Source organism: Streptomyces sp., from assembly GCF_035645055.1.
Taxonomy (GTDB): Bacteria; Actinomycetota; Actinomycetes; order Streptomycetales; family Streptomycetaceae; genus Streptomyces.
In genome coordinates this window covers 16751-36967 of sequence record NZ_DASQNH010000057.1, presented here as the reverse complement: position 1 = coordinate 36967, position 20217 = coordinate 16751, and the positions used below count along the sequence as shown (strand labels likewise).

21 protein-coding genes are annotated in these 20217 nt (G+C 73.0%); 10 read left to right on the top strand and 11 right to left on the bottom strand.

The features are described 5' to 3' along the window. The first annotated feature begins 41 nt into the window (after positions 1–41). Positions 42–1430, top strand: coding sequence for an aldehyde dehydrogenase family protein (locus VE614_RS19550; RefSeq protein ID WP_324938379.1), 1389 nt, complete (start codon positions 42–44; stop codon positions 1428–1430). A 47-nt stretch (positions 1431–1477) separates the two neighbouring features. Next, the gene (locus VE614_RS19545) at positions 1478–2575 is read left to right on the top strand and encodes a Zn-dependent alcohol dehydrogenase (RefSeq protein ID WP_324938377.1); all 1098 of its coding nucleotides are present in this window, start codon (positions 1478–1480) and stop codon (positions 2573–2575) included. 33 nt (positions 2576–2608) lie between these two features. Here the strand turns inward: VE614_RS19545 and VE614_RS19540 are convergent, their stop codons facing one another. After that, positions 2609–3319, bottom strand: a complete 711-nt coding sequence (locus VE614_RS19540) for a winged helix-turn-helix domain-containing protein (RefSeq protein ID WP_324938374.1) — start codon at positions 3317–3319, stop codon at positions 2609–2611. Between the two features lie 59 nt (positions 3320–3378). Then, positions 3379–4020: a TetR/AcrR family transcriptional regulator gene (locus tag VE614_RS19535; RefSeq protein WP_324938371.1), complete on the bottom strand. Its 642-nt coding sequence runs from the start codon at positions 4018–4020 to the stop codon at positions 3379–3381. A gap of 102 nt (positions 4021–4122) precedes the next feature. Between VE614_RS19535 and VE614_RS19530 the strand changes: the two genes are divergently transcribed. The 3 genes from VE614_RS19530 to VE614_RS19520 all read left to right on the top strand — a co-directional run bounded on the left by VE614_RS19530 (position 4123) and on the right by VE614_RS19520 (position 6301). Further along, positions 4123–5274 carry an acyl-CoA dehydrogenase family protein gene (locus tag VE614_RS19530; protein ID WP_324938367.1) on the top strand — a complete coding sequence of 384 codons (1152 nt, stop codon included), beginning with the start codon at positions 4123–4125 and terminating at the stop codon, positions 5272–5274. Positions 5275–5380: 106 nt separating this feature from the next. After that, positions 5381–5617, top strand: a complete 237-nt coding sequence (locus tag VE614_RS19525) for a YiaA/YiaB family inner membrane protein (protein ID WP_324938365.1) — start codon at positions 5381–5383, stop codon at positions 5615–5617. A 60-nt stretch (positions 5618–5677) separates the two neighbouring features. Beyond that, entirely contained in the window at positions 5678–6301 is a 624-nt protein-coding gene (locus tag VE614_RS19520; protein ID WP_324938362.1) for a TetR/AcrR family transcriptional regulator, read from the top strand. Positions 6302–6314: 13 nt separating this feature from the next. Here VE614_RS19520 and VE614_RS19515 read toward each other — a convergent pair whose 3' ends face one another. Then, positions 6315–6776: a MaoC family dehydratase gene (locus VE614_RS19515; RefSeq protein ID WP_324938359.1), complete on the bottom strand. Its 462-nt coding sequence runs from the start codon at positions 6774–6776 to the stop codon at positions 6315–6317. Between the two features lie 129 nt (positions 6777–6905). Between VE614_RS19515 and soxR the strand changes: the two genes are divergently transcribed. Next, a complete protein-coding gene (gene soxR, locus VE614_RS19510) occupies positions 6906–7484 on the top strand; it encodes a redox-sensitive transcriptional activator SoxR (protein WP_324938356.1) in 579 nt (192 codons plus the stop codon). 20 nt (positions 7485–7504) lie between these two features. Here the strand turns inward: soxR and VE614_RS19505 are convergent, their stop codons facing one another. Next, positions 7505–8245: a 3-keto-5-aminohexanoate cleavage protein gene (locus VE614_RS19505; RefSeq protein ID WP_324938353.1), complete on the bottom strand. Its 741-nt coding sequence runs from the start codon at positions 8243–8245 to the stop codon at positions 7505–7507. A 179-nt stretch (positions 8246–8424) separates the two neighbouring features. Beyond that, positions 8425–9027, bottom strand: coding sequence for a hypothetical protein (locus VE614_RS19500; protein WP_324938350.1), 603 nt, complete (start codon positions 9025–9027; stop codon positions 8425–8427). A gap of 229 nt (positions 9028–9256) precedes the next feature. On the opposite strand from VE614_RS19500, the gene VE614_RS19495 reads away from it, so the two are divergent. Further along, complete coding sequence (locus VE614_RS19495; RefSeq protein ID WP_324938346.1) at positions 9257–12055, top strand: penicillin acylase family protein; 2799 nt, start codon at positions 9257–9259, stop codon at positions 12053–12055. 50 nt (positions 12056–12105) lie between these two features. On the opposite strand, the gene VE614_RS19490 is transcribed toward VE614_RS19495, so the two are convergent. Continuing rightward, positions 12106–13338 carry a DUF1343 domain-containing protein gene (locus VE614_RS19490; RefSeq protein WP_324938344.1) on the bottom strand — a complete coding sequence of 411 codons (1233 nt, stop codon included), beginning with the start codon at positions 13336–13338 and terminating at the stop codon, positions 12106–12108. Positions 13339–13521: 183 nt separating this feature from the next. Between VE614_RS19490 and VE614_RS19485 the strand changes: the two genes are divergently transcribed. The 3 genes from VE614_RS19485 to VE614_RS19475 are packed head-to-tail and all read left to right on the top strand — an operon-like array spanning position 13522 to position 16582. Continuing rightward, positions 13522–14286 (top strand): SDR family oxidoreductase, encoded by a 765-nt coding sequence (locus VE614_RS19485; protein ID WP_324938341.1) that lies wholly within the window; start codon positions 13522–13524, stop codon positions 14284–14286. After that, positions 14283–15962, top strand: coding sequence for a class I adenylate-forming enzyme family protein (locus VE614_RS19480; protein WP_324938338.1), 1680 nt, complete (start codon positions 14283–14285; stop codon positions 15960–15962). Before VE614_RS19485 ends, VE614_RS19480 begins: the two co-directional genes overlap by 4 nt. Positions 15963–15988: 26 nt before the next feature. Further along, positions 15989–16582 carry a TetR/AcrR family transcriptional regulator gene (locus tag VE614_RS19475; protein WP_324938335.1) on the top strand — a complete coding sequence of 198 codons (594 nt, stop codon included), beginning with the start codon at positions 15989–15991 and terminating at the stop codon, positions 16580–16582. 76 nt (positions 16583–16658) lie between these two features. Here the strand turns inward: VE614_RS19475 and VE614_RS19470 are convergent, their stop codons facing one another. From VE614_RS19470 to VE614_RS19450, 5 genes are all read right to left on the bottom strand, one after another. Beyond that, entirely contained in the window at positions 16659–17873 is a 1215-nt protein-coding gene (locus VE614_RS19470; RefSeq protein WP_324938333.1) for an acyl-CoA dehydrogenase family protein, read from the bottom strand. A gap of 5 nt (positions 17874–17878) precedes the next feature. Further along, a complete protein-coding gene (locus VE614_RS19465; protein WP_324938330.1) occupies positions 17879–18901 on the bottom strand; it encodes a phosphotransferase family protein in 1023 nt (340 codons plus the stop codon). A 154-nt stretch (positions 18902–19055) separates the two neighbouring features. Next, positions 19056–19352, bottom strand: coding sequence for a hypothetical protein (locus tag VE614_RS19460; protein ID WP_324938327.1), 297 nt, complete (start codon positions 19350–19352; stop codon positions 19056–19058). Positions 19353–19492: 140 nt separating this feature from the next. Next, entirely contained in the window at positions 19493–19825 is a 333-nt protein-coding gene (locus tag VE614_RS19455; protein WP_414719609.1) for a DUF202 domain-containing protein, read from the bottom strand. Continuing rightward, the gene (locus VE614_RS19450; protein WP_324938322.1) at positions 19813–20205 is read right to left on the bottom strand and encodes a YidH family protein; all 393 of its coding nucleotides are present in this window, start codon (positions 20203–20205) and stop codon (positions 19813–19815) included. Before VE614_RS19450 ends, VE614_RS19455 begins: the two co-directional genes overlap by 13 nt. Between the last annotated feature and the right edge of the window lie 12 nt (positions 20206–20217).

The window sequence follows — 20217 nt, the reverse complement described above, 5'->3', positions numbered from 1 at the left end:
TAGTTTGGGGGCGACGACGAGGCCCGCCCGGAGGGAACGCGATGAAGGCACATGACGGCATGTACATCGACGGCGCCTGGCGCCCGGCGGCCGGAGCGGACGTCATCGACGTCGTGAACCCGGCCGACGAGCAGATCATCGGCCAGGTGCCGGCCGGCACGGCGCTGGACGTCGACAACGCCGTACGGGCCGCCCGCGCCGCCCTTCCGGGCTGGGCCGCCACCCCGCCCGCCGAGCGGGCCGCCCGCCTGACCGCCCTGCGGGACGGCCTGGTGGCGAGGGCCGAGGAGATCGCCGAGACGGTCACCGCCGAACTCGGCGCGCCGCTCAAGCTGTCGCAGACCGTCCACGTCGGCGCGCCGGTCGCGGTCGCGGGCTCCTACGCCGAGCTGGCCGCCGAGTACGCCTTCGAGGAGAAGGTCGGCAACTCCACCGTCTACCACGAGCCGATCGGCGTGGTCGCCGCGATCACGCCCTGGAACTACCCGCTGCACCAGATCGTCGCCAAGGTGGCCCCCGCGCTCGCCGCGGGCTGCACGGTCGTCCTGAAGCCCGCCGAGGACACCCCGCTCACCGCCCAGCTGTTCGCCGAGGTGGTGGACGCGGCCGGCGTCCCGGCGGGTGTCTTCAACCTGGTCACCGGGCTCGGCCCGGTCGCGGGCCAGGCGCTCGCCGAGCACCCGGACGTCGACCTGGTCTCCTTCACCGGCTCCACCGCCGTCGGCCGGCAGATCGGCGCGCTCGCCGGCTCCGGCATCAAGAAGGTCGCCCTGGAGCTGGGCGGCAAGTCCGCCAATGTGATCCTGCCCGGCGCCGACCTGGCCAAGGCGGTCAACGTGGGCGTGGCCAACGTGATGTCCAACTCTGGCCAGACGTGCAGCGCCTGGACCCGGATGCTGGTCCACCGCGACCGGTACGAGGAGGCGGTGGAACTCGCCGGGGCCGCCGCCGCGAAGTACGGCGACCGCATCGGCCCGGTGGTGAACGCCAAGCAGCAGGAGCGGGTGCTCGGGTACATCGCGCAGGGTGTCGCCGAGGGCGCCCGGCTGGTGGCCGGCGGCCCCGAGGCGCCGCGCGAGCAGGGCTACTTCGTCAGCCCCACCGTCTTCGCCGACGTCACCCCCGGGATGACCATCGCGCAGGAGGAGATCTTCGGCCCCGTGCTGTCGATCCTGCGCTACGAGGACGAGGAGGACGCCCTGCGCATCGCCAACGGCACGGTGTACGGCCTGGCGGGCGCGGTCTGGGCGGCCGACGAGGCGGCGGCGGTCGCCTTCGCGCGCCGGATGGAGACCGGGCAGGTCGACATCAACGGCGGCCGGTTCAACCCGCTGGCCCCCTTCGGCGGTTACAAGCAGTCGGGCGTGGGCCGGGAACTCGGCGGCCACGGCCTGGCCGAGTACCTCCAGACCAAGTCCCTCCAGTTCTGACCCACTCCGGTCCCACGCCACTTCTCCGTCCCAGGGAGTCATCTGTCATGGCCGTCCGTGCCGCCGTCCGTGCCGCCGTCGTGCCCGCCGTCGGCGCCCCGCTGGAGATCACCGGCATCGAGCTGCCCGAGCCCGGACCCGGGCAGGTCCGGGTCCGGCTCGCCGCCGCCGGGGTCTGCCACTCCGATCTGTCCCTGTCCAACGGCACCATGAAGGTGCCCCTCCCGGCCGTCCTCGGCCACGAGGGCGCGGGCACCGTGCTCGCCGTCGGCGAGGGCGTCACCCATGTCGCCCCCGGCGACCCGGTCGTCCTCAACTGGGCGCCGTCCTGCGGGAACTGCCATGCCTGCGCGCTCGGCGAGGTGTGGCTGTGCGCCCACGCCCTCGGCGGCATCGGCGCCGTCCACGCCCGCCGCGCCGACGACGGCACCGACCTGCACCCCGGTCTGAACGTGGGAGCGTTCGCCGAGGAGACCGTGGTGGCGGCGAACTGCGTCCTGCCCGCCCCGGACGGCGTGCCGCTCACCGACGCGGCCCTGCTCGGCTGCGCCGTGCTCACCGGCTACGGCGCCGTCCACCACTCCGCGCGGGTCCGCGAGGGCGAGACGGTCGCCGTGTTCGGCGTCGGCGGAGTGGGCCTCGCCGCCCTCCAGGCCGCCCGGATCGCGGGCGCGTCGAAGATCGTCGCGGTGGACGTGTCCCCGGAGAAGGAGGAGCTGGCGCGGACGGCGGGCGCCACCGACTACGTCATCGCCTCCGAGAACACCCCGCGCGAGATCCGCGCCCTCACCGGCAGGCAGGGCGTGGACGTGGCCGTGGAGTGCGTGGGCCGGGCCGTCACCATCCGCGCGGCCTGGGAGTCCACCCGGCGCGGCGGCCGGACCACGGTCGTCGGCATCGGCGGCAAGGACCAGCAGGTCACCTTCAACGCCCTGGAGATCTTCCACTGGGGCCGCACTTTCTCCGGCTGCGTCTACGGCAACAGCGATCCGGCGCGGGACCTGCCGGTGCTCGCCGGGCACGTCCGCGAGGGCCGCCTGGACCTGGGCGCGCTGGTGACCGAGCGGATCGCCCTGGACGGCATCCCGGCGGCGTTCGAGAACATGCTGGCGGGCAAGGGCGGCCGGGCGCTGGTCGTCTTCTGACGCCGCGCCGGGACGCGCCGGGCAGACGTGGTGTCAGCGCAGTGATCCCGCCGGGATGCCCAGCAGTTCCGCCAGCGCCCGCTCGCCCTGTGCCGTCACCTTCACCGCGCGCTCCGAGCCGATCCGCACGCACCAGCCCTCGTCGAGGGCGTGGCGGCACAGGGCGGCGCCCGCGGTGCCGGCCAGGTGGGGGCGGCGCTCGGTCCAGTCGAGGCAGGCGCGGGCCAGCGGGCGGCGGCCGGCACGGTCGAGCGGGATGCCGGTGCCGGCGAACCAGGCCAGCCCCGCGTCGGTGAGCGCGAACCCGGTCTCCCGGTTCAGCAGGCCCAGCCCGACCAGCGCGTCGGTGACCGCGATGCCGAGGCGCCCGGCGAGATGGTCGTAGCAGGTGCGGCCGCGGGCCATGGCGGAGCCCGCGCTCGCCTCGCGCAGGCCGCGCGGTCGCCCGGGCGCGTCCGGCGTGACCTGGGCCGCCAGGTCCTCCAGAAGCTGGGCGATCCGGGCGTCGGCGAGCCGGACGTACCGGTGCCGCCCCTGCCGTTCCTCGGCGAGCAGGCCGCCCGCGACGAGCTTGCCGAGGTGCTCGCTCAGCGTGGAGGGCGCGACGCCCGCGTGCCGCGCCAGCTCACCGGCGGTCCACGCCCGCCCGTCGAGCAGCGCCAGCAGGCAGGCGGCCCGCGTGGTGTCGGCGATCAGACCGGCGAACGCGGCGAGTCCGGCCGCCCGGGTGTCCGTGGTGGTCATGGGTCCCAGGATGCGGCACCGACGGTTCGGCGCTCGCCGAACCGTTCCGCACGGGCGTTCTACGCGGACCGCGCGGCCTGCGCGTACTGCTGCGCCAGTCCGTCCAGCAGGGCCGTGAGCCCGGTCTCGAAGGCCCGCTCGTCCACCTTCTCCTGCTGCTCGGCGAGGCGGTGCGCCTGCCCGAGGTGGGGGTAGTCGGCCGGGTCGTACGCGCTGGCGTCGTCCGGGAAGCCGCCGGCGAACGAGCCGAGCGCGGAGCCCATGATGAAGTACCGCATCAGCGCGCCGATCGAGGTGGCCTGGGCGGGCGGCCAGCCGGCGTCGACCATCGCGCCGTACACCGCGTCGGCGAGCCGCAGCGCGGCGGGGCGGCGGCCGGGGCCGCGGGCGAGCACCGGAACGATGTTCGGGTGGTCGCGCAGGGCGGCGCGGTAGGAGACCGCCCAGTCGTGCAGGGCGGTCCGCCAGTCCCGGCCGTCCTCGAACATCGACAGGTCGACCTGGGCGCTCACCGAGTCGGCGACCGCCTCCAGAATCTCGTCCTTGGTGCGGAAGTGGTTGTAGAGCGACGGCCCGCTCACCCCCAGCTCGGCGGCGAGCCGCCGGGTGGAGACGGCCGCCAGGCCCTCGGTGTCCACGAGTTCCCGGGCCGTCTCGACGATCCGGTCGATGCTGAGCAAGGGCTTGCGCGGTCGGGCCATGGCGCACATAGTAGGGCTGCGCCTGGAAACTAGCAGTGCTAATTTAAATGTGCCGCTTTCAATCGGTGGCCTTCCTGTGACCTACCTGTGGGGTGACGCGCCATGAACCTGGAACTCAGCGAGGAACAGACCGCCGTGCGGCGGCTCGCCCGGGACTTCGTGGAGCGCGAGATCGCCCCGCACGTCGTCGCCTGGGACCGGGCCGAGGAGGTCGACCGGGGCATCGTGAAGAAGCTCGGCGAGGTCGGCTTCCTCGGACTCACCGTCGACGAGGAGTACGGCGGCTCCGGCGGCGACCACCTCGCCTACTGCCTCGTCACCGAGGAACTGGGCCGCGGCGACTCCTCCGTGCGCGGCATCGTCTCCGTCTCCCTCGGCCTGGTCGCCAAGACCATCGCGGCCTGGGGGGACGAGGAGCAGAAGCGGCGCTGGCTGCCCGGCCTCACCTCCGGCGAACTGGTCGGCTGCTTCGGGCTCACCGAACCCGGCAGCGGCTCCGACGCGGGCAGCCTCGCCACCCGCGCGGTCCGCGACGGCGACGAGTACGTCGTCAACGGCACCAAGATGTTCATCACCAACGGCACCTGGGCCGACGTCGTGCTGCTCTTCGCCCGCTCCACGGACGCCCCCGGCCACAAGGGCGTCAGCGCCTTCCTGGTGCCGGCCGACACCCCCGGCCTGACCCGCCGCACCATCCACGGCAAGCTCGGACTGCGCGGTCAGGCCACGGCCGAACTCGTCCTCGAGGACGTCCGGGTGCCCGCCTCGGCGATGCTGGGCGAGGAGGGCAAGGGCTTCTCCGTCGCCATGTCCGCCCTCGCCAAGGGCCGGATGTCGGTGGCGGCCGGCTGCGTCGGCATCGCGCAGGCCGCCCTCGACGCGGCGGTGCGCCACGCGGGCGAGCGCGAGCAGTTCGGCCGGACCATCGCCCACCACCAGCTGGTCCAGGAACTGATCAGCGACATCGCCGTGGACGTCGACGCGGCCCGGCTGCTGACCTGGCGGGTCGCCGGCCTCGTCGACCGTGGCCTGCCCTTCGCCACCGAGGCCTCCAAGGCCAAGCTCTTCGCCTCCGAGGCGGCCGTCCGCGCCGCCAACAACGCCCTCCAGGTCTTCGGCGGCTACGGCTACATCGACGAATACCCCGCCGGCAAGCTGCTGCGCGACGCCCGCGTGATGACCCTCTACGAGGGCACCAGCCAGATCCAGAAGCTGCTCATCGGGCGGGCGCTGACGGGGGTGTCGGCGTTCTGAGCGCGGCCGGCGCGCCGAGTACGCCCTGAGCGCGGCCGGCGGTCTGAGTACCTTCTGAGTACGGCGGCGGATGTGGCGCGGGCCCCCTCCGCCGACGCTGTACCCCATGAGTGACAAGCAGCAGAACACCGCCGCCTTCTACGGCCAGGCGGTCGCCTCCTTCGCCGTCGCCATGGCGGCCACCGCCATCGGCATCTACCGGCTGGACGCCGACCCGTGGGTGCGCGCCTTCCTCGCCATCGCCGTGCTCTACCTGGTCACCTCCGCCTTCACCCTCGCCAAGGTGATCCGGGACCGGCAGGACGCCGGGCGGGTCGTGTCCCCCTCCCAGCGAGGCGTCTAAGCGAGCGCTCAGGTTCGGCGGTATGGTGGTGCCCCTGTCGGCGAGAGGGGCGAACGAGCGATGAGTACGGCGGAGGAGACGGCCGGCGGCGAGAGCCAGCCGTGGGCCGAGGTCACCCCTGACGCGGCGCGGCGGCTGCTGATCGCCGCCGTGGAGGCCTTCGCCGAGCGCGGCTACCACGCGACCACGACCCGTGACATCGCGGGCCGTGCCGGGATGAGTCCGGCCGCGCTCTACATCCACTACAAGACCAAGGAAGAACTGCTGCACCGCATCAGCAGGATCGGCCACGAGAAGGCCCTGGACATCCTGCGCACGGCGGCCGGCCGCGAGGGCACCGCCCGCGACCGGATGGCCGACGCGGTCGGCTCCTTCGTCCGCTGGCACGCCGGTGGGCGTACCACCGCCCGGGTCGTCCAGTACGAGCTGGACTCGCTCGGCCCCGACGCCCGCGCGGAGATCCTGGCCCTGCGCCGCCAGTGTGACGACGAGGTGCGCCGGATCATCGAGGACGGGGTGGCGTCCGGCGAGTTCGACGTGCTCGACGTGAAGGGCACCACGCTCGCCGTCCTGTCCCTCTGCATCGACGTCGCCCGCTGGTTCAACGTCGACGGACCCTGGACGCCCGACGAGGTCGGCGCCCTCTACGCCGACCTCGTGCTGCGGATGGTGGGGGCCAAGTAGCACCCGGTCGCGCTCAGAGGTAGTAGCGGGACACCGACTCGGCCACGCACACCGGCTTGTCGCCGCCCTCGCGCTCCACCGTGAAGGCGACCGAGACCTGGACGCCGCCGGTCACGTCCTCGACCCCGGTGATGACGGCCGTGGCCCGCAGTCGTGAGCCGACCGGTACCGGGGCGGGGAAGCGCACCTTGTTGGTGCCGTAGTTGACGCCCATCCGCACGCCCTCGACGGCGATCAGCTGCGGCCCGAAGAGGGGGAGCAGCGACAGGGTGAGATAGCCGTGCGCGATGGTGGTCCCGAACGGTCCGGCGGCCGCCTTCTCCGGGTCGACGTGGATCCACTGGTGGTCGCCGGTGGCCTCCGCGAACAGGTCGATCCGCTTCTGGCCGACCTCCAGCCAGTCGGTGTACCCCAGCTGCTCGCCCACCGCCGCCCTCAGCTCGTCGACGGACGTGAAGATCCTCGGCTCTGCCATGTCCCGGCCTCTCGCTCGCGCCACTCGGTCACATGCGTCCCCGCATGCCTAAGCAACTGCTTAGCATGGTCGGGTGGGGCGCCCCTGTCAACGGACCGGAGGTGTGACGCGCTGGGTAGGGTTCGAGGGGTGCCCCAGATTCCAGAGAAGATCCACGAGCTCACCGTCGGCCAGCTCTCCGCGCGCAGCGGGGCCGCCGTCTCGGCCCTGCACTTCTACGAGTCCAAGGGACTGATCGGCAGCCGCCGCACCAGCGGCAACCAGCGCCGCTACAGCCGTGACACGCTCCGCCGGGTCGCCTTCATCCGCGCCGCCCAGCGGGTCGGCATCCCGCTGGCCACCATCCGGGAGGCGCTGGCCGAACTGCCCGAGGAGCGCACCCCGACCCGGGAGGACTGGGCCAGGCTGTCGGAGGCCTGGCGCTCCGAACTCGACGAACGCATCAAGCAGCTGAACCGGCTGCGCGACCATCTCACCGACTGCATCGGCTGCGGCTGTCTCTCCCTGGAGAGCTGTGTGCTGTCCAACCCCGGCGACACCTTCGGCGAACGCCTCACCGGCTCCCGGCTGCTGCCGGAGCGGCCGGGCGCCCGGCGACGCGGCCCGGCGGCGGCGCGAGAGGCGGACGGTGGGACGCGGGCGGGAACGGTGAAGGTGGCAGCGGCGGAGGCGGCGGAGGCGGAGGAGGAAGCCGGGACGTGCTGTTAGCCGGCAGGGTGCGGGCGCGGTCAGACGGCGGGCGTCCCCTCCCGGGCCGCCCGCCCGTACTCCGCCAGGCCCGCTCTCACCAACTCCGCGTTGGACGCGGCCCGTCGGCCGTCCGGCAGGGCCAAGGTGTCCTCCAGGCCGATCCGGGTCGCGAGCCCCAGCCGGCCGGCGAGGCGCAGCACCGGCCAGGCGCCGGCGTCCTCGCCGTGCAGCAGCACGGGGCGGCCGTGCGCGTGACCCAGGTCGGACAGCAGGGCGCGCGCGGACTGCGCCGCCGTGTCCCCGTCCGGGTCCGTCACCTCCGCGAGGACCCGCAGCACCCTCGGCCCGAGCGGCGACCGGGCGAACCGGGCCGCGCCGTCCGTCCCCGACCAGATGCCCGCCTCGACGCCCACGCCCAGCTCCAGCAGCGCGGCGGCCACCTCCTCCGCGCCGGGCTCGTGCCAGTTGACCGAGGCGTGGTCGGGCAGCGCGGTCCAGCCACGCACCCGCGCGAGCCGGGCCGCGGGATCGGATTCGGCCCAGGCGCCCGTGGTGACGCCCACCGGCACCGCCACCCGCGCCCGGATCGCCTCCAGGGTCGCGGCGACCACCCGCGGGGACACCGAGTCCCGGCCGCAGGGCGTCTTGGGGTGGACATGGAGGTCCGTGGCCCCGGCCGCGACGGCGCGCGCGGCCTCCTCGGCCATCACCTCCGGCGTAAGGGGGACGATCGCGCTGTCGGCGGCCCCTCGGGCCCCGTTGAGACACACCTGCACCATGCTTCGATGCTGCCAGACCGCACCGACAGCGGCGCTGTCGCCGAGCCCCACTGGCCGAACCCCTGTTGCCAAGCCCTCGTCGTCATGTCCCGTGCCCGGCCGCCCGGCGAGCCCCCGTTGCCGTACCAGCCGCTGTGAACGGGGGTGCGGCATCCCCCTGCGCACCCCCGACTACTTCCTCACGCCGACACCAGCATCCGTCCGCGCCGGGCGTACGCCAGCGCCTCGGGGGTCAGTACGGGCCGCGGTACGAGAATCCCGCAGTCCGCGCAGACCGGGCCGGAGGAGGGTTCGTGATCCAGGTCGTCCTTCCAGAACAGCCGTTCCCCGTCGCACACCGGGCACTCCGAGCCCGGTTCGCGCTCCAGTGCGGCGATCAGTCTCCGCAGCACCTCGGCCAGCGGCTCGTCGGGATGGACCCGGGGATCGTCGCACCAGGCGACGCCGAAGCCGCCCCAGGTCATCCGGTGCCAGTCGTCCACACTGCCCGGCCTGCGCAGGCCGTCGTGCTTCTCCTTCCTGCGGCGTTCGGCGAACTCCACCTCATAGGCGAGCCACACCGTCCTTGCCTCCTCCAGCTCCTCCAGCGCGGCCACGAGCCGCGCCGGATCGGGGGAGCGGTCCTCCGGTCCGAATCCCGCCCGGGAGCAGAGATGGTCCCAGGTGGCCCGATGCCCGTAGGGGGCGAATCGTTCTAGGCACTTGCGCAGCGAGTAGCGCCGTAGCGCCAGGTCGCACCGGGGGTCGCGTACTTGTCTCGCCAGACTCCGGAAACCGGCCATCGCCTTGCACCTCCGTCACACCTGCACCTGTACTTCGGTCACTTCGGCGTCGTCGTACGGACGTCGCCGAATAGACGTATCGACACGCGATTCGGCTCCCTCCGCGGCCATCCGATTTCCGATGGCCGCCATCGTGGGTCCCGGCGACACCCAAAGGTGACGCATGTTCACCTTCAAACTCGGGGATACCGGCGGTAACGACCGGCCCACCCCGTCGGGAGGAGCTGCCATGCCACGGCGCACCCCACGCAACGTGCTCGACAGACTGAGAACTCCCCACAGATTCCCCGGGTTCCTGAAGAGCGCGTCCGTATGCGTTCTCGTTGCCGGACTTTTGACTCCGCTTTCCCCGGCCGCCGCCGCGCCCGCGGCGCCGGCCGCCCCGGCGGCCGCGGCGAACGACCACTGCGGCGCCCGGTGTTCCGACATCCTGCCGCCGGGCCAGAACGGCAACGCCACCCTCGCGCAGATCCTCCTCCACCAGGCCTTCGGCACCCGGCCCGCGCACTCCGACGACCAGCTCGGCCCCTATGCCGGCCTCGCCACCGGCTACCAGAACCTCACCGACGCCACCCTGGGCTCCTTCTTCAACGACGCGTCCTTCGGGGTCCCCGCCGACCAGGTCGCCTCCACCGTGCGGCCCGCCGGACGCGGCGACGTGACGATCGTCCGCGACAAGAAGACGGGTGTGCCGCACATCACCGGCACCACGCGCTACGGCACCGAGTTCGGCGCCGGCTGGGCGGCGGCCGAGGACCGGCTGTGGCTGATGGACGTCTTCCGGCACGTCGGGCGCGGGCAACTGACCCCGTTCGCGGGCGGCGCCGCCGCCAACCAGGGCCTGGAGCAGGAGTTCTGGCGCGACGCTCCCTACACCGAGGCCGACCTCCAGGCCCAGATCGACCGGGCCGCCGCCGAGCACGGCGAGCGCGGCCGGCAGGCCCTCGCCGACGTACACGCCTACGTGGACGGAATCAACGCCTACATCGACGCCTCCGACAGCGGCCGCTCCTTCCCCGGCGAGTACGTCCTGACCGGCCACAAGGACTCCGTCACCAACGCCGGCACCATCGAGCGCTTCAAGCCCACCGACCTGGTCGCCCTGGCCTCCGTCATCGGCGCGCTGTTCGGCTCCGGGGGCGGCGGCGAGGTGAACAACGCGCTCTCCCTGCTGGCCGCGCAGGCCGAGTACGGCGTCGCCCGGGGCACCGAGGTCTGGGAGTCCTTCCGGATGCGCAACGACCCCGAGGCAGCCCTCACCGTCCACGAGGGCAGCTTCCCGTACGCGGTGAGACCCGCCGACCCGCAGGGCCTCGCGCTGCCCGACGCCGGATCGGTGACCCGCGAACCCCTGGTGCACGACCGCACGGGCAGCGCCACCGGAGCGGGTGCCGCCGAGGCCTCCGCCGGCGCGGCGGCGAACGCCGTCACCTCCGCCCGGCGCGGCATGTCCAACGCCCTGGTGGTGAGCGGCGAGCACACCGCGAGCGGCCACCCGATCGCCGTCTTCGGCCCGCAGACCGGCTACTTCGCACCCCAGCTGCTGATGCTCCAGGAGATCCAGGGCCCCGGCATCAGCGCCCGCGGCGCCTCCTTCGCGGGCCTCAGCTTCTACGTCGAGCTGGGCCGCGGCCAGGACTACGCGTGGAGTGCGACCACCTCCGGCCAGGACATCATCGACACCTACGCCGTCGAGCTGTGCCAGGACGACCACCACTACCTCCACCGGGGCGCCTGCGTCCCGATGGAGAAGGTGGAGCGGAAGAACGCGTGGAAGCCGACCGTCGCCGACGGCACCGCGGCCGGCTCGTACACCCTGCGGGTCTGGCGCACCGCGTACGGCCCGGTCACCCACCGCGCGACCGTCGGCGGCAAGAAGGTCGCCTACACCACCCTGCGCTCCTCCTTCCTGCACGAGGCCGACTCGATCATCGGCTTCCAGATGCTCAACGACCCCGGCTACGTCACCGGACCCGAGAGCTTCCAGAAGGCCGTGCAGCACATCAACTACACCTTCAACTGGTTCTACGCCGACTCCACGCACACCGCGTACTACAACAGCGGCGACAACCCGGTCCGCGCGAGCGGCGTCGACGCGGAGTTCCCGGTGTGGGCGCGGCCCGCGTACGAGTGGCGGAACTGGGACCCGGCCACCAACAACGCCGACCACACCCCGCCCGCCCAGCACCCGAACTCCGTCGACCAGGACTACTACATCTCCTGGAACAACAAGCAGGCCCGCGACTACCCGTCCGCGCCCTGGGGCAACGGCGCCGTGCACCGCGGCGACCTGCTCGACGACCGGGTGGCGAAGCTGGTCGAGGCGGGCGGGGTGACCCGGGCGTCCCTGGTGAAGGCGATGGCCGACGCGGGCCTCGCCGATCTGCGCGCCGGGCATGTGCTGCCCCGCCTGCTCAAGGTGGTCACCAGCGCGCCGGTCACCGATCCGGCCGCCGCGACGGCCGTGAGCAGGCTCCAGGCCTGGTTGTCCGCCGGAGGCAAGCGGACGGTGGCCCCGGCGGGCTCGAAGACCTACGGCCACGCGGAGGCGATCCGCGTCCTGGACGCCTGGTGGCCGCTGCTGGTGAGGGCCGAGTTCGAACCCGGCCTCGGCAGAGACCTGTACACCGCGTTCACCGCCAACCTGCCCGTCGACGAGTCCCCGTCGGCCGCCCACGGCCCGACCGGCGCCCACGCGGGCAGCGCCTTCCAGTACGGCTGGTGGAGCTATGTCGACAAGGACCTCCGCGCGGTTCTCGGCGAGCGGGTGCGGGGCCCGCTCGCGGACGAGTACTGCGGCGGCGGCAGCCTCACCGCCTGCCGGGACACCCTGATCGGCACCCTGAAGGAGGCGGCCGCCAAGACCGCCGCCCAGGTCTACCCCGGCGACGCGCACTGCGCGGCGGGCGACCAGTGGTGCGCCGACGCGATCGTCCACCGGGCTCTGGGCGGCATCGGCCACCGTACGGTCGGCTGGCAGAACCGGCCGACGTATCAGCAGGTCGTGGAGTTCACCTCACACCGGTGAGCCGCTCCGGCGCGGCGGCGGGCCGGCGGACGCGGCCCGCCGCCGGCACGTCAGTACAGCAAGTACTCCTCGCGGACCGCCCGGAAGGCCGCCAGCTCCGGCTGCCAGTCCGCGACCACGTCGTCCGTGCCCGCCCCCGCGTCGATCAGGGTGCGGACCCGGGTGGAGCCGGTGAGCTTGTCGATCCAGTGGTCCGGCCGCCAGGCGAAGCCCGGCCAGACCCGCTTGGCGGTCACCAGCAGGGCGATCCCGGTGCGCACCGGGTCGTACGCCGCCCGGTCGTGGACGTGGATCTGGACGCCGCCGACCGTCTTCCCCTGGAACTTGGAGAAGGTGGGCGCGAAGTACGCCTCCCTGAAGTGCACGCCGGGCAGCCGGAGTTCGTTCACCGCGGCGGCCCAGCGGCCGTCGACGCCCTCCGCGCCCAGCAGTTCGAAGGGGCGGGTCGTGCCCCGGCCCTCGGAGAGGTTCGTGCCCTCGAAGAGACACGTGCCCGCGTAGACGAGCGCGGTCTCGGGGGTCGGCATGTTGGGGCTCGGCGGCACCCACGGCAGCCCGGTGCCGTCGTGGAACGCCGACCGCTTCCAGCCGGTCACCCGTACGACGTCCAGCGGCACCGGCGTGGTGAGGAACTCCCCGTTGAACAGCCGGGCCAGCTCGCCCACCGTCATCCCGTGCGCCTGCGCGATCGGCTCCCGGCCGATGAACGTGGCGAACTCCTTGCGCAGGACCGGGCCTCGGGCCGCGCGGCCGGTGACCGGGTTCGGGCGGTCGAGGACGACGACGCGCTTGCCCGCGAGACGGGCTGCCGCCATGCAGTCGTACAGGGTCCAGATGTAGGTGTAGAAGCGGGCGCCCACGTCCTGGATGTCGAAGAGGACCGTGTCCACGCCGGAGGCGGTGAAGATGCCGGCGAGGGCCTGGCCGCTCTTCAGGTACGTGTCGTAGACCGGGAGGCCCGTCGCCGGGTCGTCGTGGCGGCCCTCGGAGCCGCCGGCCTGGGCGGTGCCGCGGAAGCCGTGCTCCGGGCCGAAGACGGCCCTCAGGTCCACGCGGTCGTCGGCGTGCATGACGTCGACGATGTGGCGGACGTCCCGCGTGACGCCGGTCGGGTTGGTGACGATGCCGACCCGCTCGCCGCGGAGGATGCCGTAGCCGTCCTCGGCGAGGCGTTCGAAGCCGGTGCGGAGGCGGCGGGTTCCCCGCGGGGCCGCGGTGGCGGGGGTCGCGGTGGCGGTCAGGGCGGCGGTGGTGGCCAGGAGGGTGCGTCTGGAGAGCTTCATGCGGTGACCTCCGGTGGTGGTGGAGTGCTCCCGCAGGGAGTGTCGCAGGGCGCGGCGCGGTGGGGGACCGGTCGCGCGCTTCCCCGCGCCCCTTCTTCGCCCGCCCTTCCTTGTGACATACCGACCGGTTAGTCTGACGAGTCGCGGGGGCAGAGCCGTGTGGCGTCGCGTCGAAGGAGACCGATGGTGGAAGCCGTGCAGGGTGCGGGAGTGGTGGTCACCGGGGCCGGTGGCGGGATCGGGGCCGCGCTGGCGCGGCGGTTCGCCGGGGAGGGGGCGCGGGTCGTGGTGAACGATCTCGACGCCGGGAAGGCCAAGGCCGTCGCCGCGGAGATCGGCGGCGTCGCGGTGCCGGGCGACGCCTCCGCGATCGTCGACGAGGCGCGGGACGCACTCGGCGGGGCCGTCGACGTGTACTGCGCCAACGCCGGCGTCGCCTCGGGCGGTTCCGAGGCGGCCGGTGAGGACGTGTGGGCGCTCGCCTGGGACGTCAACGTCATGGCCCATGTGCGGGCGGCGCACGCGCTGCTCCCCGAGTGGCTGGAGCGGGGCGGCGGGCGGTTCGTGTCCACCGTGTCGGCCGCCGGGCTGCTCACCATGATCGGGGCCGCCCCCTACAGCGTCACCAAACACGGTGCCTACGCCTTCGCCGAGTGGCTGTCGCTGACGTACCGGCACCGGGGCGTCAAGGTGCACGCCATCTGTCCGCAGGGCGTGCGGACCGACATGCTGACCGGGAGCGGCAGCGCGGGCGACCTGGTGCTGGCGCCCACCGCAATCGAGCCGGAGGCGGTCGCCGACGCGCTGTTCGCCGGGATCGAGGAGGACCGGTTCCTGGTCCTGCCGCACCCCGAGGTCGCCGGGTACTACCAGGCGCGGGCCGCCGACCCCGACCGCTGGCTGGGCAGCATGAACCACCTCCAGCGGAAGTGGGAGGCGGCGCGGTGACCGGCTCCCGGTACGCGGCCAAGCCCTGGCTGGACCTGCTGGAGGAGGTCCAGAAGGCGCCCGTCAGCCCGGCGGACTCGCTGGTGCGCGCCCTGCGGCACGCGGTCGCCGAGGCGCCCGAGCGGACCTTCCTCACCTACTTCGACGGGCGGCTGAGCTACCGGGAGGCCGACGAGCTGAGCGACTCGGTGGCCGGGCATCTCGCCGCCCGGGGCCTGGAGCGCGGCGACCGGGTCGCCGTGCTGCTGCAGAACTCCCCGCACTTCGTGCTCGCCGTGCTGGGCGCCTGGAAGGCGGGCGCGGTGGTGGTGCCGGTGAACCCGATGTACAAGTCGGGCGAGGTGGCCCATGTGCTGCGGGACGGCGAGGTCAAGGCACTGATCTGCTCCGACCGGGCCTGGGAGGGGTATCTGCGCGACACGGCGGCGGATTCGCCGGTGCGGATCGCGCTCACCGCCTGCGAACTGGACTTCCAGACCCGCGGCGACGACCGGGTGCTGGGGTTCGAGCGGCTGCCGCGGGCCGCCGACGCCGACGACCTGACCGCCGTGGCCCGTGCCGGGCACCGGGCGCCCGAGGGGCGCGAGCCGGGGCCCGGCGACCTCGCGCTGATCAGCTACACGTCCGGCACCAGCGGCACGCCCAAGGGCGCCACCAACACCCACGGCAACATCATGTACGTCGCCGAGCGGCAGCGGACCGGGCTCGGGCTGCCCGCGGCGCCGGTGTACTTCGCGCTGGCACCGCTGTTCCACATCACCGGCATGGTCTGCGAGTTCGGCGCCTGCCTGAACAGCGCGGGCACCCTGGTGCTGGCGTACCGGTTCGAGGCGGGGGTGGTGCTCGACGCGTTCGCCGAGCACCGGCCGCACTACACGGTCGGCCCGTCCACGGCCTTCATGGCGCTGGCCGCGCACCCGAAGGCCACCCGGGACCACTTCGCGTCCTTCCGGGTGATCTCCTCCGGCGGTGCCCCGCTGCCGCCCGCCCTGGTGGAGAGGTTCCGGGCCGGCTTCGGGCCGTACATCCGCAACGGCTACGGGCTCACCGAGTGCACCGCGCCCTGCGCCTCCGTGCCGCCGCACCGGGAGGCGCCCGTCGATCCGGCCTCCGGAACGCTCGCGGTGGGCGTGCCCGGGCCCGACACGGTGGTGCGGATCGTCGACGAGCAGGGCGCCGAGCTGCCGTTCGGGGAGCACGGCGAGATCGTCGTACGGGGTCCGCAGGTCGTGCCCGGCTACTGGCGGCGGCCCGACGCCACCGCCGAGACCTTCCCGGACGGCGAGCTGCGCACCGGGGACATCGGGTTCATGGACGAGCGGGGCTGGCTGTACGTCGTCGACCGCAAGAAGGACATGATCAACGCGTCCGGCTTCAAGGTGTGGCCGCGCGAGGTCGAGGACGTCCTGCACACGCATCCGGCGGTGCGCGAGGCGGCCGTCGTCGGGGTGCCCGACGGGTACCGCGGGGAGACCGTCAAGGCCTATGTCAGCCTCCGTCCGGACGCCGACACGGCCCCGGACGAGCTGGCGGCGTACTGCAAGGAGAGACTGGCCGCCTACAAATACCCGCGGCAGGTGGAGATCCTGCCCGACTTGCCGAAGACGGCGAGTGGGAAGATCCTCCGTCGGGAACTGCGTTCCCGCACGCGGGACAACACGCAGCACAATCGGTAAGGCAACACGGAAAGGCAGGTGGCGCGGTGCCCAGGACGACGGAGGGCGACGGGACTCCTGTGCCGCAGCGGCTGCTGGCCGCCGCCACCCGGCTCTTCGCCGAGCAGGGGTACGACCGCACCTCGGTGCAGGAGATCGTCGAGGCGGCCGGCGTCACCAAGGGGGCGCTGTACCACTACTTCGGATCCAAGGACGACCTGCTGCACGAGGTGTACGCGCGCGTGCTGCGCCTCCAGCAGGAGCGTCTCGACACCTTCGCGGACGCCGACGAACCGGTGGAGAAGCGGGTGCGGGACGCGGCGGCGGACGTCGTGGTCACCACGATCGAGAACCTGGACGACGCGTCCATCTTCTTCCGCTCCATGCACCATCTCAGCCCGGAGAAGAACAAGCAGGTGCGGGCCGAGCGGCGGCGCTACCACGAGCGCTTCCGCGCGCTGATCGAGGAGGGCCAGGAGGCGGGCGTCTTCTCCACGGCGACCCCGGCGGACCTGGTGGTCGACTACCACTTCGGCTCGGTCCACCACCTGTCCACCTGGTACCGCCCCGACGGCCCGCTCACCCCGCAGCAGGTCGCCGACCATCTGGCGGACCTGTTGCTGCGGGCGCTGCGGCCGTAACGGGCGGTACGGGCGACGAGGGAACGAGGGCAGGTGTAAGGGGCGGTCGTCATGATGACCGCCCCTTACACACGCCTCACATGTACTTCTTCAGCTCCCGCCGCGCCAGCGAGCGCTGATGCACCTCGTCCGGGCCGTCGGCGATCATCAGGGTGCGGGCGCCGGCGTACAGCTCGGCCAGGGGGAAGTCCTGGCTGACGCCGCCCGCCCCGTGCAGCTGGATCGCCTTGTCGATGATGTCGACGACCGCGCGGGGCGTGGCGATCTTGATGGCCTGGATCTCGGTGTGGGCGCCCCGGTTGCCGACGGTGTCCATCAGCCAGGCCGTCTTCAGGACCAGCAGCCGCAGCTGCTCCACCGTCACGCGCGCGTCGGCGATCCAGTTGTGGATCACGCCCTGCCCGGCCAGCGGCTTGCCGAAGGCCTCACGGGAGACCGCCCGCCGGCACATCAGCTCGATGGCCCGCTCGGCCATGCCGATCAGCCGCATGCAGTGGTGGATGCGGCCGGGGCCGAGCCGCGCCTGGGCGATGGCGAAACCGCCGCCCTCCTCGCCGATCAGGTTCGCCACCGGCACGCGCGCGTGATCGAAGATCACCTCGGCGTGGCCGCCGTGCCAGTGGTCCTCGTAGCCGAAGACCCGCATGGCGCGCTCGACCGTGACGCCGGGGGTGTCGCGGGGGACCAGGACCATGGACTGCTGGCGGCGGATGTCCGGCCCGTCCGGGTCGGTCTTGCCCATCACGATGAAGATCTTGCAGTCCGGGTTCATCGCCCCGGAGATGTACCACTTACGGCCGGTGATGACGTACTCGTCGCCGTCCCGCTCGATGCGCGTGGTGATGTTGGTGGCGTCGGAGGAGGCCACCTCGGGCTCCGTCATCGCGAACGCCGAGCGGATCTCGCCCGCCAGCAGCGGCTCCAGCCACTGCTTCTTCTGCGCCTCGTCGCCGAACTGGGCCAGCACCTCCATGTTCCCGGTGTCCGGCGCGGCGCAGTTGGTCGCGGTCGGCGCGAGCTGCGGGGAGCGGCCGGTGATCTCGGCGAGCGGGGCGTACTGGAGGTTGGTGAGACCGGCGCCGTGCTCGGCGTCGGGCAGGAAGAGGTTCCACAGCCCCTGCCGCTTCGCCTCCGCCTTCAGCTCCTCGACCACGGCCGGGGTCTCCCACGGCGAGGCGAGCCGCTCCCGCTGCTCGTGGGCGACGGCCTCGGCGGGGTGGACGTACTCGTCCATGAAGGCGAGCAGCCTGGCGCGCAGCTCCTCGGTGCGCGCGTCGAACGCGAAGTCCATGTCCGTCAGCCTTCCTGAAGAGTGGTCAGACCGTGCCGGATGAAGACCGGCACCAGGTCGCCGATGCGATCGAAGCCCTGCCCGACCGTCTGGCCCAGCGTGTAGCGGTAGTGGATGCCCTCCAGGATCACGGCGAGCTTGAACCAGGCGAACGCCGTGTACCAGGAGACCTGGGAGACGTCGCGCCCCGAGCGGGCGGCGTAGCGCTCGATCAGCTCGGCCGGGGCCGGGTGGCCGGGGGCCTCGGCGGTGGTGGAGACGGGGGAGCCGGGCAAGCCCAGCGGCATGCTGTACATGACCAGCAGACCCAGGTCGGTCAGCGGGTCGCCGAGCGTGGACATCTCCCAGTCGAGGATCGCCCTGATCCGGTCGTCGTCGCCGATGAGAACGTTGTCGAGCCGGTAGTCGCCGTGCACGACGGCCGGGGCGGGGGAGCGGGGCAGATCGCGGCCGAGCGCGGCGTGCAGCTCGTCGATCCCGGCCAGCTCGCGGTTGCGGGAGGCGTCCAGCTGCTTGCCCCAGCGGCGCAGCTGGCGGTCCAGGAAGCCCTCGGGGCGGCCGAAGCCGTCGAGCCCCACCTCGGCGGGGTCCACGGCGTGCAGCTCCACGAGGGCGTCCACCAGGCCCAGCGCCACCGCGCGGGTGCGCTCGGGGCCGAGCGGGGCGAGCTGGTCGGCGGTGCGGTACGGGGTGCCGTCGACGAAGTCCATGACGTAGAAGGGCGCCCCCAGCACCTCCTCGTCCTCGCAGAGCAGGACCGGGCGGGGCACCGGCACGTTCGTCGGGTGCAGGGCGCTGATCACCCGGTGCTCGCGCTTCATGTCGTGCGCGGTGGCCAGGACGTGGCCGAGCGGGGGGCGGCGTACGACCCACTTCGTCGTGCCGTCGGTGACGGCGTAGGTGAGGTTCGACCGCCCGCCCTCGATCAGCCGGCCGGTCAGGGGGCCCTGCACGAGACCGGGGCGCTCACGGTCGAGCAGGGCGCGCAGCCGTTCGGGATCGAGGCCTGGCGGGTGGTCGGGACTCATCGTCGCTCCTACGGACGGGTGAACGGGTCCCGACTCATGATGCCGACCGGTCGGTATGCCGTCCAGTGGGCGGAGCGAACGTGATCAGAGCCACGATAGGCGGACGGCTCCCCGTGGGAAACGGGGAGCCGTCGGGGGCCGCTCCGGGCGACCGTCAGTGGTCGTCCCAGTGGCCCTCGTGCTCGGCGTGCCGGTGGCCGTCGTGGAGGTAGTCGATGTGGTCGCCGTGCAGCACCGTGGCGTGGCCGCAGTCCTCGCCGTGCCGGTGCTCGTGGTCCGGATGGGTGGTGTGGCCGTCGGCTTCGCACTCGTCCCAGTGGCCGCCGTGCTCACGGTGCAGATGGCCGTTGTGGGCGTAGTCGACGTGGTCGCCGTGCGGGACCTGGGTGTGGCCGCAGTCCGGGCCGTGGGTGTGGGAGTGGGCGAGGTGTTCCTGGTGGAGGGTCGTCATGGGTGCTCACTTCCTGCGTGACGTGACCATGAGGGTGGTGAGGGTGCCCGGGAAGGAAAGGGGCATTCCTGGTCAACAGGGTGCATGAAGTCCGCGTACCCCGCAGGGGCGGCTTGAGGTGCCTCAAGCGACCAGGTGCCCTAGAGGAGGAGGGCCGCCGCGCACACCGCCAGGGCCACCGTGCACAGCGTCACCGCCGTGGCGTGGCGCGGGGACAGCGCCGCCGGGCGGGCGGTCGTGGCGAGGGCGCGGATACGGCGGTGGGCGAGCAGCAGGAAGCCCAGCCAGAGCGCGAAGCACAGCGCGCAGGACACGATCCCCGCGGTGGCCGGCCCCTCGTGCAGGGAGGTCCGCATGGCGAGCACGGCGGCGACCGTCACGGAGAGGGTCGTACGCCGCCAGGCGAGCCGGGTCCGCTCGGGCTGCAGGCCCGGGTCCCGCTCCCCGGGGGCGGCCTCGCTCACCCCTCCCATCCGAACAGCACCACGACGACCATCGCCACGGCCACCACCGCGACGACCAGGCTGAGCAGGGCCGGGAACCGGGACACCGGCAGATCCTCGCCGCGGCGCATGGCCCGCTCGCAGCGGATCCAGTGGTTGACGGCGCGCAGCGAGCACAGCACGCCGGCCGCCAGCAGCGCGAGCGCCAGGCCCACCCGCCAGCCCCAGCGCAGGTCCGGCAGGAACTGGTCCACCGCGAAACCGCCGCCGATCAGGGCCAGGGCGGTGCGCAGCCAGGCCAGGAAGGTGCGCTCGTTCGCCAGCGAGAACCGGTAGTCGGGGGTGCCGCCCTCGTCCCGGACCCGGGCGGGGGCGAACCACAGACGGGCGTTCCGCAGGACTTCGATCACGCGTACGACAGT

What these genes read in the sequence shown, in the direction of transcription:
- VE614_RS19455 (WP_414719609.1), bottom strand. Translation starts at nt 19,825, where the DNA reads ATGGGAGGGGTGAGCGAGGCCGCCCCCGGGGAGCGGGACCCGGGCCTG.
- VE614_RS19495 (WP_324938346.1), top strand. Translation starts at nt 9,257, where the DNA reads ATGCCACGGCGCACCCCACGCAACGTGCTCGACAGACTGAGAACTCCC.
- VE614_RS19545 (WP_324938377.1), top strand. Translation starts at nt 1,478, where the DNA reads ATGGCCGTCCGTGCCGCCGTCCGTGCCGCCGTCGTGCCCGCCGTCGGC.
- VE614_RS19500 (WP_324938350.1), bottom strand. Translation starts at nt 9,027, where the DNA reads ATGGCCGGTTTCCGGAGTCTGGCGAGACAAGTACGCGACCCCCGGTGC.
- VE614_RS19550 (WP_324938379.1), top strand. Translation starts at nt 42, where the DNA reads ATGAAGGCACATGACGGCATGTACATCGACGGCGCCTGGCGCCCGGCG.
- VE614_RS19470 (WP_324938333.1), bottom strand. Translation starts at nt 17,873, where the DNA reads ATGGACTTCGCGTTCGACGCGCGCACCGAGGAGCTGCGCGCCAGGCTG.
- VE614_RS19535 (WP_324938371.1), bottom strand. Translation starts at nt 4,020, where the DNA reads ATGGCCCGACCGCGCAAGCCCTTGCTCAGCATCGACCGGATCGTCGAG.
- VE614_RS19530 (WP_324938367.1), top strand. Translation starts at nt 4,123, where the DNA reads ATGAACCTGGAACTCAGCGAGGAACAGACCGCCGTGCGGCGGCTCGCC.
- VE614_RS19520 (WP_324938362.1), top strand. Translation starts at nt 5,678, where the DNA reads ATGAGTACGGCGGAGGAGACGGCCGGCGGCGAGAGCCAGCCGTGGGCC.
- VE614_RS19515 (WP_324938359.1), bottom strand. Translation starts at nt 6,776, where the DNA reads ATGGCAGAGCCGAGGATCTTCACGTCCGTCGACGAGCTGAGGGCGGCG.
- VE614_RS19525 (WP_324938365.1), top strand. Translation starts at nt 5,381, where the DNA reads ATGAGTGACAAGCAGCAGAACACCGCCGCCTTCTACGGCCAGGCGGTC.
- VE614_RS19490 (WP_324938344.1), bottom strand. Translation starts at nt 13,338, where the DNA reads ATGAAGCTCTCCAGACGCACCCTCCTGGCCACCACCGCCGCCCTGACC.
- VE614_RS19465 (WP_324938330.1), bottom strand. Translation starts at nt 18,901, where the DNA reads ATGAGTCCCGACCACCCGCCAGGCCTCGATCCCGAACGGCTGCGCGCC.
- VE614_RS19485 (WP_324938341.1), top strand. Translation starts at nt 13,522, where the DNA reads ATGGTGGAAGCCGTGCAGGGTGCGGGAGTGGTGGTCACCGGGGCCGGT.
- VE614_RS19540 (WP_324938374.1), bottom strand. Translation starts at nt 3,319, where the DNA reads ATGACCACCACGGACACCCGGGCGGCCGGACTCGCCGCGTTCGCCGGT.
- VE614_RS19505 (WP_324938353.1), bottom strand. Translation starts at nt 8,245, where the DNA reads ATGGTGCAGGTGTGTCTCAACGGGGCCCGAGGGGCCGCCGACAGCGCG.
- VE614_RS19460 (WP_324938327.1), bottom strand. Translation starts at nt 19,352, where the DNA reads ATGACGACCCTCCACCAGGAACACCTCGCCCACTCCCACACCCACGGC.